Below are 13,370 nucleotides of genomic sequence, written 5' to 3'. Positions count from 1 at the left end.
TTTTGTGTTGGCTTGTGGAGTCGCCCGTGCAGGATCGCAATTTCGATGACATTGCTGAAAAGTTTTCGCGCAATATTTACGGCACCACAAAAGGTCAGCTGCGCCAGGCGATCCTCTGGCAGGATCTGGAACCGCTGCTGGCGCAGCTGGGGCCGGGACCGCTGAGGGTGCTGGATGCCGGCGGCGGCGAAGGGCAAACAGCCATTAAAGTGGCGCAACTGGGCCATCACGTGACGCTGTGCGATCTCTCCGCTGAAATGGTGGCGCGCGCCCGCCAGGCGGCCGTCGATAAAGGTGTGATCGACAACATGCATTTTGTACAATGCGCGGCTCAGGATATTGCGCAGCATTTGGAAAGCCCGGTTGATCTGGTACTGTTTCATGCGGTGCTGGAGTGGGTGGCGGAGCCCCAGGAGGTGCTGCGTACGCTGTGGTCGACACTGCGTCCTGGCGGTGGGCTGTCGTTGATGTTCTACAATGCTAACGGCCTGCTGATGCACAATATGGTGGCTGGTAATTTCGATTACGTACAATTGGGCATGCCAAAAAAGAAAAAACGCACGCTGTCGCCGGATTATCCGCGTGAGCCGCAGCAGGTTTATCACTGGCTGGAAGAGATTGGCTGGCAGATTGTCAGCAAAACCGGCGTGCGGGTGTTTCATGATTATCTGCGTGAAAAACGCCAACAGCATGACAGCTATGCGGCGCTGCTGGAGCTGGAAACGCGCTACTGTCGTCAGGAGCCGTATCTCAGCCTGGGCCGTTATATTCATGTCACCGCGCTTAAGAGCCAGGCTCATAGCCGCAGATGCAAGGATAAAGTATGAGTGAATTTTCCCAGACAGTCCCCGAACTGGTTGCCTGGGCCAGGAAAAATGATTTTTCTATCTCGCTGCCGGTCGACAGACTCTCTTTTCTGCTGGCGGTCGCCACGCTGAACGGCGAACGGCTGGAAGGGGAAATGAGCGAGGGAGAACTGGTGGATGCGTTCCGCCACGTCAGTGATGCGTTTGAGCAGACCAGCGAAACCATCAGCCAGCGCGCCAATAATGCGATCAACGATTTGGTGCGCCAGCGTCTGCTGAACCGCTTTACCAGCGAAATTACCGAAGGCAATGCGATCTATCGCCTGACGCCGTTGGGGATCGGGATCACCGATTACTATATCCGTCAGCGTGAATTCTCGACGCTGCGTCTCTCGATGCAGCTGTCGATCGTCGCCGGCGAGCTGAAGCGTGCGGCGGATGCGGCAGAAGAGGGCGGGGATGAGTTCCACTGGCATCGCAATGTTTTCGCTCCGCTGAAATATTCCGTGGCGGAAATTTTCGACAGCATCGACCTGACGCAGCGCATTATGGATGAGCAGCAGCAGCTGGTGAAAGACGATATCGCACAGTTGTTAAATAAAGACTGGCGCGCGGCGATTTCCAGCTGTGAACTGCTGCTGTCGGAAACCTCTGGCACCCTGCGCGAACTGCAGGATACGCTGGATGCGGCGGGGGATAAACTGCAGGCGAATCTGCTGCGCATTCAGGATTCGACCATGGCGCGCGACGATTTGCATTTTGTCGACCGGCTGGTATTCGACCTGCAAAGCAAACTCGACCGCATCGTCAGCTGGGGTCAGCAGGCGATTGACCTGTGGATCGGCTACGACCGCCATGTGCACAAGTTTATCCGTACCGCTATCGATATGGATAAGAACCGCGTCTTCGCCCAGCGTCTGCGCCAGTCGGTACAGACCTATTTTGATGAACCGTGGGCGCTGACTTACGCCAACGCCGACCGTCTGCTGGATATGCGCGATGAAGAGATGGCGCTGCGCGATGAAGAGGTCACCGGCGAACTGCCGGCGGATCTCGAATTTGAAGAGTTTAACGAAATTCGCGAGCAGCTGGCGGCGCTGATCGAAGCGCAGCTGGCGGTCTATAAAGAGAAGGGAATACCGCTGGACCTCGGCCTGGTGGCGCGGGAGTTCCTGGCGCAGTATCCGCGCGGACGTCACTTCGACGTGGCGCGGATCGTCGTGGATCAGGCGGTACAGCTGGGCGTCGCCCAGGCAGATTTCACCGGACTGCCGGCAAAATGGCAGCCGATTAATGATTACGGAGCCAAGGTACAGGCGCATGTCATTGACAAATATTGAACAAGTGATGCCGGTTAAGCTGGCGCAGGCGTTGGCCAATCCGTTATTTCCGGCGCTGGACAGCGCCCTGCGCGCGGGCCGTCATATCGGTCTCGACGAGCTGGATAATCACGCATTTTTGATGGATTTCCAGGATTACCTGGAAGAATTTTACGCTCGCTATAACGTCGAGTTGATCCGCGCTCCGGAAGGGTTCTTCTATCTGCGCCCGCGCTCCACCACGCTGATTTCGCGCTCGGTGCTGTCGGAGCTGGATATGATGGTGGGCAAAATTCTTTGCTATCTCTATCTCAGCCCGGAGCGCCTGGCAAACGAAGGGATTTTCACCCAGCAGGAGCTCTATGACGAACTGCTGACCCTGGCGGATGAATCCAGGCTGCTGAAGCTGGTGAACAATCGTTCCACCGGTTCGGATCTGGACCGCCAGAAGCTGCAGGAAAAAATGCGCGCGTCGCTTAACCGCCTGCGCCGCCTGGGGATGGTGTGGTTTATGGGCCATGACAGCAGCAAGTTTCGCATTACCGAATCGGTATTCCGCTTTGGCGCCGATGTGCGCGCCGGCGACGACCCGCGCGAGGCGCAGCGCCGCCTGATCCGCGACGGGGAAGCGATGGCTCTGGAAAATCACCTGCAGCTCAATGATGAGAATGAAGAAAACCAGCCGGATAGCGGGGAGGAAGAGTAATGATTGAACGCGGTAAGTTTCGCTCGCTAACGCTGGTTAACTGGAACGGTTTCTTTGCCCGGACCTTTGATCTTGATGAACTGGTGACCACCCTCTCCGGGGGGAACGGCGCGGGTAAGTCCACGACCATGGCGGCTTTCGTCACGGCGCTGATCCCGGATTTAACCCTGCTGCACTTCCGTAACACCACCGAAGCGGGGGCCACCAGCGGCTCACGCGATAAAGGCCTGCACGGTAAGCTGCGCGCCGGGGTGTGTTACTCGGTACTCGATGTGATCAACTCCCGCCACCAGCGCGTGGTGGTCGGCGTGCGCCTACAACAGGTCGCCGGACGCGATCGTAAAGTCGATATTAAGCCGTTCGCCATTCAGGGACTGCCGACCTCTATCCTGCCGACCCAGCTGTTGACCGAAACGCTGAACGATCGTCAGGCGCGCGTGGTCAGTCTCAATGAGCTGAAAGACAAACTCGAGGCGATGGAAGGCGTCCAGTTTAAACAGTTCAACTCGATCACCGAATATCACTCGCTAATGTTCGATCTGGGCGTGGTGGCGCGTCGTCTGCGTTCCGCCTCCGATCGTAGCAAATACTACCGCCTGATTGAGGCCTCGCTGTACGGCGGGATCTCCAGCACCATTACCCGCTCGCTGCGCGACTACCTGCTGCCGGAAAACAGCGGCGTGCGTAAAGCGTTCCAGGATATGGAAGCGGCGCTGCGGGAAAACCGCATGACGCTGGAAGCCATTCGCGTAACCCAGTCTGACCGCGATCTGTTTAAACACCTGATCAGCGAAGCCACCAACTACGTGGCGGCGGACTATATGCGTCACGCCAACGAGCGGCGCATTCACCTGGATAAGGCGCTGGAGTATCGTCGCGATCTCTTTACCTCGCGTTCGCAGTTGGCGGCCGAGCAGTATAAGCACGTCGAGATGGCGCGCGAGCTGCAGGAGCACAACGGCGCGGAGGGCGATCTGGAAGCCGATTACCAGGCCGCCAGCGATCACCTGAACCTGGTGCAGACCGCCCTGCGTCAGCAGGAAAAAATTGAGCGCTACGAAGCGGATCTCGACGAGCTGCAGATCCGTCTGGAAGAACAGAATGAAGTGGTGGCGGAAGCCGCCGACCAGCAGGAAGAGAACGAAGCCCGCGCCGAAGCCGCCGAACTGGAAGTGGATGAGCTGAAAAACCAGCTCGCCGACTATCAGCAGGCGCTCGACGTCCAGCAGACCCGCGCCATTCAGTATAACCAGGCGCTGCAGGCGCTGGAGCGCGCGAAGGCGCTGTGCCATCTGCCGGATCTGACGCCTGAGAGCGCCGACGAGTGGCTGGAAACCTTCCAGGCGAAAGAGCAGGAAGCGACGGAGAAAATGCTGTCGCTGGAACAGAAAATGAGCGTGGCGCAAACCGCGCACAGCCAGTTCGAACAGGCGTACCAGCTGGTGGCGGCGATTAACGGCCCGCTGGCGCGTAATGAAGCCTGGGACGTGGCGCGCGAATTGCTGCGCGACGGCGTTAACCAGCGCCATCAGGCCGAGCAGGCGCAGGGGCTGCGCAGTCGTCTCAACGAGCTGGAACAGCGTCTGCGCGAGCAGCAGGACGCCGAGCGTCAGCTGGCTGAGTTCTGCAAACGCCAGGGCAAACGCTACGATATCGACGATCTGGAAACGCTGCATCAGGAGCTGGAAGCGCGCATCGCGTCGCTGGCCGACAGCGTCTCTAACGCTCAGGAACAGCGCATGACCTTGCGTCAGGAGCTGGAGCAACTGCAGTCGCGCACCCAGACGCTGATGCGCCGGGCGCCGATCTGGCTGGCGGCGCAAAACAGCCTCAACCAGCTGTGCGAGCAGAGCGGCGAACAGTTTGAGTCCGGCCAGGAGGTCACCGAATACCTGCAGCAGCTGCTGGAGCGCGAGCGCGAGGCTATCGTTGAACGTGACGAGGTCGGCGCCCGCAAGCGTGCCATCGACGAAGAGATCGAGCGACTCAGTCAGCCGGGCGGCTCTGAAGACCCGCGTCTGAACGCGCTGGCGGAGCGCTTTGGCGGCGTCCTGTTGTCGGAAATTTATGACGACGTTAGCCTCGAAGATGCGCCGTACTTCTCCGCGCTGTATGGCCCATCGCGCCATGCGATCGTGGTGCCGGATCTGTCGCAGGTGGCGGAGCAGCTCGAAGGGCTGGAAGATTGTCCGGAAGACCTGTATCTGATCGAAGGCGATCCGCAGTCCTTCGACGACAGCGTGTTCAGCGTTGACGAGCTGGAAAAAGCGGTGGTGGTGAAGATTGCCGACCGCCAGTGGCGTTATTCACGTTTCCCAACGCTGCCGCTGTTTGGTCGCGCGGCGCGCGAAAATCGCATCGAAACACTGCATGCTGAGCGTGAGAGTCTCTCCGAGCGTTTCGCGACCCTGTCGTTCGACGTGCAGAAAACCCAGCGTCTTCACCAGGCTTTCAGCCGCTTCATTGGCAGCCATCTGGCGGTGGCTTTCGAGGACGATCCGGAAGAAGAGATCCGCAAGCTTAACAGCCGCCGCGGCGAGCTGGAGCGTGCGCTGAACGCCCATGAGAGCGATAACCAACAGAACCGCGTGCAGTATGAGCAGGCGAAAGAGGGCGTGTCGGCGCTCAACCGCCTGCTGCCGCGCCTGAACCTGCTGGCGGATGATACGCTGGCTGACCGCGTGGACGAGATCCAGGAACGTCTGGACGAAGCGCAGGAGGCAGTGCGCTTTATTCAGCAGCATGGCAATCAGCTGGCGAAGCTGGAGCCGATCGTCTCGGTATTGCAGAGCGATCCGGAGCAGTTTGAGCAGCTGAAAGAAGATTACGCCTATGCGCAGCAAACCCAGCGCGATGCGCGTCAGCAGGCCTTTGCGCTGGCGGAAGTCGTGCAGCGCCGGGCCCACTTCAGCTACTCCGATTCGGCGGAGATGCTCAGTGGCAACAGCGATCTCAACGAGAAGCTGCGCCAGCGTCTGCAACAAGCGGAATCTGAGCGTAGCCGCGCGCGCGAAGCGATGCGTAGCCACGTTGCGCAGTTGAACCAGTACAACCAGGTGCTGGCGTCGCTGAAGAGCTCGTATGACACCAAAAAAGAGCTGCTCAACGATCTGTATAAAGAGCTGCAGGATATCGGCGTGCGTGCCGATGCCGGGGCGGAAGAGCGCGCGCGTCAGCGTCGTGACGAGCTGCACACGCAGCTGAGCAACAACCGCTCCCGTCGCAATCAGCTGGAAAAAGCGTTGACCTTCTGCGAAGCGGAAATGGACAACCTGACCCGTAAACTGCGCAAGCTGGAACGCGATTACTGCGAAATGCGTGAGCAGGTTGTCAGCGCCAAGGCGGGCTGGTGCGCGGTGATGCGTCTGGTGAAAGACAATGGCGTCGAACGTCGTCTGCATCGCCGCGAACTGGCCTATCTCTCTGCCGACGAACTGCGTTCGATGTCGGATAAGGCGCTCGGTGCGCTGCGTCTGGCGGTCGCCGATAACGAACATCTGCGCGACGTGCTGCGTATTTCGGAAGATCCGAAACGTCCGGAGCGCAAAATCCAGTTCTTCGTCGCCGTCTATCAGCATCTGCGCGAGCGTATCCGTCAGGATATTATTCGTACCGATGACCCGGTGGAAGCGATCGAGCAGATGGAGATCGAGCTCAGTCGTCTGACCGAAGAGCTGACCAACCGCGAACAGAAGCTGGCGATCAGTTCCCGCAGCGTGGCGAACATTATTCGCAAAACCATTCAGCGTGAGCAGAACCGTATCCGGATGCTCAACCAGGGGCTGCAGAGCGTGTCGTTCGGCCAGGTCAACAGCGTGCGTCTGAACGTCAACGTGCGCGAGACCCACTCGACGCTGCTGGATGTCCTGTCTGAACAGCATGAGCAACATCAGGATCTGTTTAACAGCAATCGCCTGACCTTCTCGGAAGCGCTGGCCAAGCTGTATCAGCGCCTGAACCCGCAGATCGACATGGGGCAGCGCACGCCGCAAACCATCGGCGAAGAGCTACTCGACTACCGCAACTATCTGGAGATGGAAGTGGAAGTTAACCGCGGCTCCGACGGCTGGCTGCGCGCGGAGTCCGGCGCGCTGTCGACCGGGGAAGCGATCGGTACCGGGATGTCGATTCTGGTAATGGTGGTGCAGAGCTGGGAAGATGAGTCTCGTCGCCTGCGCGGCAAGGATATCTCGCCTTGCCGTCTGCTGTTCCTCGATGAAGCGGCGCGTCTCGACGCCCGCTCCATCGCCACGTTGTTCGAGCTGTGCGAACGTCTGGAGATGCAGCTGATTATCGCGGCGCCGGAGAATATCAGCCCGGAAAAAGGCACGACCTATAAACTGGTGCGTAAAGTGTTTAATAATCACGAACACGTACACGTTGTCGGCCTGCGCGGTTTTGCCGCGCCGGTACCGGAAGCACTGCCGGGAACGGCCGACGCCTCCTGAGGCTGCGGCTAAATTCTGGCGGCTAAGCGCTGAAAAGGGCAACGTTAAGTTGCCCTTTTTGCTATCCAGCCTGGTATGCCTGGGTGGTATAATCTTTAAGCTTCTTTACATTAGGTAAGGCAAAAGCCTTTTCGTCTTTATATACTGTGATAAAGCCCACTAATTTGTGGGCGGCAATGTGTGACAACAGGGGGCAAGGGATGTTGCTAAAGAAACGGTATGGTGGTCCATTGTCAGCGCTCAGCCTGAGCCTGGCACTGGCATTTGCTCCGCTGTTCAATGTCCAGGCCGCAGAGCCTGAAGTCGTACCTGGTGATAGCTCCGCTACGCCTGGAGAGCTTTCCGTCGCGCTGACGCAAAGCGATGGGCAATCGCCGGCGGTCGCGAAGCTGGCCGGTGAGCAGCCGCTGTCGATGGAGGCGGCCGCAAACAGTCGCGCCCAGATCGAGGCGCTGTTGCCGGCAGGGTACAAACCTGTCTTTATCAATCCGCTGGTGTCGCTGTACGCCGCCAGGGATATGAAACCGATGTGGGAGAACCGCGAGGCGGTGCAGGCGTTCCAGCAGCAGCTGGCGGAGATCGCCATCGCCGGTTTTCAGCCGCAGTTTACCACCTGGGTCAGCCTGCTGACCGATCCCGCCGTCAGCGGCATGGCGCGCGATGTGGTGTTGTCGGATGCCATGATGGGCTATCTGCACTTTATCAGCGGCATCCCCACCCAGGGGACCCGCTGGCTATATAGCTCGACGCCGTACAAGATGGCGACCCCGCCGCTATCGGTGATTAACCAGTGGCAGCTGGCGCTGGACAATGGCTCCCTGCCGGCGTTTATCGCTGGCCTGGCGCCGCATCATCCGCAGTATGAGGCCATGCACCAGTCGTTGTTGGCGCTGGTGGCTGATTCTCGCCCGTGGCCGCAGATGACCGGTAGCGGCTCGCTGCGCCCCGGCGAATGGAGCAATGATATCGGTGCCCTGCGCGAGATCCTCCAGCGTACCGGGATGCTGGACAATACCGCCAATATCGTTCTGCCCGGCGATGTGGTGAGCCCGTCGGCGAAGAAAAAGAGCAAACCCGCGGCGCGCGGCGTGTACGATCGCCAGCTGGTGGAGGGGGTTAAGCGCTTTCAGGCCATGCAGGGGCTGGGTGCGGATGGCGTCATTGGCCAGTCCACCCGCGACTGGCTCAACGTCTCTTCCGCGCAGCGTGCGGGGGTGCTGGCCTTGAATATTCAACGTTTACGCCTGCTGCCGGGCAAACTGTCGACCGGCATTATGGTGAATATTCCCGCTTTCTCGCTGGTCTATTACCAGGATGGCAGCCAGGTGCTGGCCTCGCGGGTGATCGTCGGGCGTCCGGACCGCAAAACGCCAATGATGAGCAGCGCGCTGAACAACGTGGTGGTCAATCCACCGTGGAACGTGCCGCCGACGCTGGCGCGCAAAGATATCCTGCCGAAGGTGCGTAACAATCCAGGCTATCTGGAGCAGCATGGCTACACCGTGATGCGCGGCTGGAACAGTAAAGAGACCATCGATCCTTATCGGGTCGACTGGTCGACCATCACCGAGAATAATTTACCGTTCCGTTTTCAGCAGGCGCCTGGAGCGCGTAACTCACTGGGCCGCTACAAGTTTAATATGCCGAGTTCAGATGCTATTTATCTGCACGATACGCCGAACCATAATCTGTTCCAGAAAGATGTTCGCGCGCTCAGCTCCGGCTGCGTACGCGTCAATAAGGCCTCGGAGCTGGCCAATATGTTGCTGCAGGACGCGGGCTGGAACGACACGCGTATTTCCGATGCCCTGAAGCAAGGGGACACGCGCTATGTCAATATTCGGCAAAATATACCGGTGAATTTATATTACTTAACGGCTTTTGTGGACGCTGATGGACGTACACAATATCGAACAGATATTTACAATTACGATCTCACCGCGCGATCCAGTGCACAAATTCTGACGAAAGCGGAACAATTAATCAGGTAAATGAAGTAGTTCAATGGATTTTGTTGTCCTAGCACTGGGTAAAAAAGGGCGCTGCTCCTCTGCAGCGCCCGATTTTCCTGGGGTGAGGCTGCCTTGACGTTGGCAATAATGCCCGGTAAGGTGCCTTTCGTGCGCCAGAAGTGCATATACATATCATTCCGCTCAATGCGTAGCGCGGTCAGCGCGAACGCTCTCCTTTGCCGGACAGCATCACGGCTGTGGCGAGCGATGGCGAGCTGGCGGTTAGCCTCGCGCGATGCGGAAAAAGTATATAACGATTCATTGACTGTAGACCTGATTATCATGGACAAATTTGACGCTAATCGCCGCAGATTGCTGGCGTTGGGTGGTGCTGCGCTGGGTGCTGCCGCCATTCTCCCTGCGCCGGCATTTGCCACCCTCTCGACCCCCCGCCCGCGTATTTTGACGCTGAATAACCTGCATACCGGTGAATCGCTCAAGGCGGAGTTTTTCGATGGCAGAGGCTATATTCAGGATGAATTAGCAAGACTTAATCATTTTTTCCGTGATTACCGCGCGAATAAAATTAAGTCCATCGATCCAAATCTGTTCGATCATCTTTATCGGTTGCAGGGATTGCTTGGCACCAACAAACCTGTCCAGCTTATTTCTGGTTATCGTTCCCTCGATACCAATGATGAGCTTCGCGCACGAAGCCGTGGTGTGGCAAAACACAGCTATCACACCAAGGGGCAGGCAATGGATTTCCATATTGAAGGTATTTCGTTAAGCAATATTCGCAAAGCGGCGTTATCTATGCGCGCAGGTGGTGTAGGATATTACCCACGTAGTAACTTTGTGCATATTGATACCGGTCCCGTAAGGCACTGGTAACGAAAGGAGCGTCATGAACTATCGTATTATTCCGGTTACCGCGTTCGCGCAGAACTGTTCTCTCATCTGGTGCGAACAAACCCGCCTGGCGGCGCTGGTCGATCCTGGCGGCGATGCTGAACGTATCAAAGCGGTGGTGGCGGAGGCGGGCGTCACGCTGATGCAGATCCTGCTGACGCATGGCCATCTCGATCACGTCGGCGCCGCTGCGGAACTGGCGCAGCATTATGGCGTACCGGTTATTGGTCCGGAAAAAGAAGATGAGTTCTGGCTGGAAGGATTGCCGGCGCAAAGCCGGATGTTCGGCCTGGAGGATTGCCAGCCGCTGCGTCCGGATCGCTGGCTCAATGAAGGCGATGTGGTCAATGTAGGGAATGTGGCGCTGCAGGTACTGCACTGTCCGGGCCATACGCCGGGTCACGTGGTCTTCTTTGATGACGCTTCCCGATTGCTCATTTCCGGAGACGTGATTTTTAAAGGCGGGGTGGGGCGCAGCGATTTTCCACGCGGCGACCATGGACAGCTGATTGCGGCCATTAAGGATAAGCTGTTGCCGCTGGGCGATGACGTGACCTTTATTCCCGGCCATGGTCCGCTGTCGACGCTGGGTGAGGAACGCCGTAACAACCCGTTCCTGCAGGATGAGATGCCGGTCTGGTAACAGACATGACGCGAACACATAAAAAAGGCCGCATTTGCGGCCTTTTTCTTTTATCTCGCTTAGAGCACGCTGTCGCTTACAGTACTGCGACGATGGCTTCGCACAGCGGCGCCATATTGTCAGGCGTCATCCCGGCCACGTTGATACGTCCGGAAGCAACCGCATAGATGGCGAACTCTTCACGAAGGCGCAGCACCTGTTCTTTAGTCAGGCCGCTGAATGAGAACATGCCGTTCTGCTGGCTGATAAAGCTGAAGTCGCGGCTCGCGCCTTTCTCCTGCAGGGTGTTGACGAACAGCAGGCGCATACGCTGGATGCGCTGGCGCATATCGGTCAGCTCCTGCTCCCAGATCGCACGCAGCGCATCGTTGCTCAGAATGGTGGCGACCACGGAGGCGCCATGCGCAGGCGGGTTGGAGTAGTTGGCGCGGATCACCGATTTCATCTGACTGAATGCGCGGTCAACGGTCTCCTGATCGGCGGCGACCAGCGTGCAGGCGCCGACGCGCTCGTTGTACAGGCCAAAGTTTTTCGAGTAGGAGCTGGCGACCAGCAGCTCTTTGTGCAGCGCAGCAAAGGCGCGCAGACCTTCAGCATCTTCTTCCAGACCGCGGGCAAAGCCCTGGTAGGCGAAATCAAACAGCGGGAGCCAGCCTTTTTCCACTGACAGCTGAGCCAGCTGCTGCCACTGGTCGAGTGTCGGATCGATACCGGTCGGGTTGTGGCAGCAGCCGTGGAACAGCACCACGTCGCCGGCCTGGGCTTCGGTCAGGCTGGCCAGCAGACCCTCAAAGTCCAGCGCATGGTTAGCGGCGTCGTAGTAGGTATATTCGCGCACTTCCAGCCCGGCAGAGGTAAACACGCTCTTGTGGTTCGGCCAGCTTGGGTTGCTCACCCACACGCGTTTCACGTCGGTGTTTTTGGCGAGGAAGTCAGCCGCGACACGCAGAGCGCCAGTACCGCCAGGGGTCTGCGCAGTGCGGGCGCGTTTATCAGCGATAATCGCATTGCCTTTACCGAACAGCAGCTCCTGGGTGCAGCGACCAAATTCAGGAATACCATCGATGCCCAGATAGTTTTTAGTCGTTTCATTTTCCAGCAGGTACTGCTCTGCTTTCTTGACGCTGGTCAGAACGGGTGTTTTACCGGTTTCATCCTTGTAAACACCAATTCCGAGGTTAATTTTTTCAGGGCGGTCATCGGCACGAAACAGATCGGCCAGACCTAAAATCGGGTCGGCTGGGGCGGCGGTAATGTTCTCAAACATGACGAGGTTCCATTGTGATTACTGAAGGGAAATCCGCTATCAGGTTAACGGGAGAATAACGAATTGCCAACCGTTTGCGACAAAAAGCGAGAAGGTTTTCGAAAGATACGATCTTTGCCTCACGAATACAGAAAAGCAGGACCGAAGTCCTGCTTTGAAGGCATATCACGAAGGGGTGTACTGCAGATTAGAACTGGTAAACGATACCCACGGCCGCCTGGTCGTCGGTGGCTACGCCAGCCGCTTTGGTGTAATCGTTGTCGTCCAGCTGGTTGAATTTATACGCAGCGTAGACGTTCATGTTCTTGTTGAAGTAGTACCAGGTACCCACTTCGATGTATTTAACCAGATCCGCATCGCCGCCGGAGAAGCCAGCACGTGACTGCAGGTCTTTACCTTTGGTCTGCACGTAACCGATGGACGGACGCAGGCCGAAGTCGAACTGATACTGTACGACAGCTTCAAAGTTCTGGGTTTTGCCCGCGAAGTGGTTATCTTCTTCCGGAGTCATGTTGTAGGTCTGAGAGTACATGACCGCTGCATAGACGTTGTTGGCGTCATATTTTGCAGAGGTTGCCCAGGCTTCGGCTTTGTCGCCATTGCCGTCAGCTTTCTGATCGACGCTACGGTTGGAGCCGGAGTAGCCTGCAGACAGTGCGATACCGTTGTCGAACGCGTAGGTGGCTGCGGTGCTGAAGCCGTCGCCATTCTGCTTGCGAACCGCACGGTCGTGGTCGTTTTTACCCTGGTACTGCAGCGCGAAGCTCAGACCGTCAACCAGACCAAAGAAGTCAGAGTTACGGTAGGTTGCCACGCCGTTGGTACGGCCGGTCATGTAGTTGTCGGTGTAGTTCCAGCCGTCGCCGCCCCATTCAACCAGCATATCGGTTGCTGCTTCGACATCGTAGATCGCGCCGTAGTTACGGCCGTAGTCGAATGAACCGTATTCGCCCGCTTTCAGACCCGCGAACGCCAGACGGGTTTTCGTCGGCTGGGAACCTTCAACATTGGACGCATCCATGTTGTATTCCCACTGGCCGTAACCGGTCAGCTGATCGTTGATCTGAGTTTCGCCTTTCAGGCCGATACGGGCATAGGTGGTATCGTCGCTGCTGGTGTCGCCATTGGTGGTCCAGACGTGCTCGCCGACCATTTTCCCATAGAAGTCCAGTTTGTTGCCGTTTTTGTTATAGATTTCTGCAGCGTTGGCTGCACCGGCTACCAGCAGGGCAGGGATCACCACTGCCAGAATATTGCGCTTCATCATTATTTATTACCCTCATTAATATTTTTTATATGAACACGTGCCACTGCCGT

Annotated in this window: 9 protein-coding genes; 7 read left to right on the top strand and 2 right to left on the bottom strand. The window is 57.6% G+C overall.

Going from position 1 to position 13,370, the window contains the following annotated elements; genetic code table 11:
• Positions 1–26 precede the first annotated feature (26 nt).
• From cmoM to SP68_RS17070, 7 genes are all read left to right on the top strand, one after another.
• A complete protein-coding gene (gene cmoM / locus SP68_RS17100; RefSeq protein WP_016160569.1) occupies positions 27–827 on the top strand; it encodes a tRNA uridine 5-oxyacetic acid(34) methyltransferase CmoM in 801 nt (266 codons plus the stop codon).
• Positions 824–2,146 (top strand): chromosome partition protein MukF, encoded by a 1,323-nt coding sequence (mukF, locus tag SP68_RS17095; protein ID WP_008805866.1) that lies wholly within the window; start codon positions 824–826, stop codon positions 2,144–2,146. Before cmoM ends, mukF begins: the two co-directional genes overlap by 4 nt.
• Entirely contained in the window at positions 2,127–2,831 is a 705-nt protein-coding gene (gene mukE, locus SP68_RS17090; RefSeq protein ID WP_004150840.1) for a chromosome partition protein MukE, read from the top strand. The genes mukF and mukE overlap by 20 nt, the downstream gene beginning before the upstream one ends.
• Positions 2,831–7,279 carry a chromosome partition protein MukB gene (gene mukB / locus SP68_RS17085; protein WP_023339852.1) on the top strand — a complete coding sequence of 1,483 codons (4,449 nt, stop codon included), beginning with the start codon at positions 2,831–2,833 and terminating at the stop codon, positions 7,277–7,279. Before mukE ends, mukB begins: the two co-directional genes overlap by 1 nt.
• A gap of 200 nt (positions 7,280–7,479) precedes the next feature.
• Positions 7,480–9,270 (top strand): L,D-transpeptidase, encoded by a 1,791-nt coding sequence (gene ldtD / locus SP68_RS17080; protein ID WP_040975166.1) that lies wholly within the window; start codon positions 7,480–7,482, stop codon positions 9,268–9,270.
• Positions 9,271–9,573: 303 nt separating this feature from the next.
• Positions 9,574–10,125, top strand: a complete 552-nt coding sequence (gene mepK / locus SP68_RS17075) for a peptidoglycan L,D-endopeptidase MepK (RefSeq protein WP_004201403.1) — start codon at positions 9,574–9,576, stop codon at positions 10,123–10,125.
• A gap of 13 nt (positions 10,126–10,138) precedes the next feature.
• Entirely contained in the window at positions 10,139–10,786 is a 648-nt protein-coding gene (locus tag SP68_RS17070; protein ID WP_008805870.1) for an MBL fold metallo-hydrolase, read from the top strand.
• 76 nt (positions 10,787–10,862) lie between these two features.
• Here SP68_RS17070 and SP68_RS17065 read toward each other — a convergent pair whose 3' ends face one another.
• Both SP68_RS17065 and ompK35 read right to left on the bottom strand, forming a co-directional pair.
• Positions 10,863–12,053: an amino acid aminotransferase gene (locus tag SP68_RS17065; protein ID WP_008805871.1), complete on the bottom strand. Its 1,191-nt coding sequence runs from the start codon at positions 12,051–12,053 to the stop codon at positions 10,863–10,865.
• A gap of 187 nt (positions 12,054–12,240) precedes the next feature.
• Entirely contained in the window at positions 12,241–13,320 is a 1,080-nt protein-coding gene (gene ompK35 / locus SP68_RS17060; RefSeq protein ID WP_008805872.1) for a porin OmpK35, read from the bottom strand.
• Positions 13,321–13,370: the final 50 nt, after the last annotated feature.

The sequence above is a fragment of the Klebsiella variicola genome, assembly GCF_000828055.2.
Classification (GTDB): Bacteria; Pseudomonadota; Gammaproteobacteria; order Enterobacterales; family Enterobacteriaceae; genus Klebsiella; species Klebsiella variicola.
Note: the sequence above shows the minus strand (reverse complement) of the source record. Positions and strands in the feature narration are given on the sequence as shown.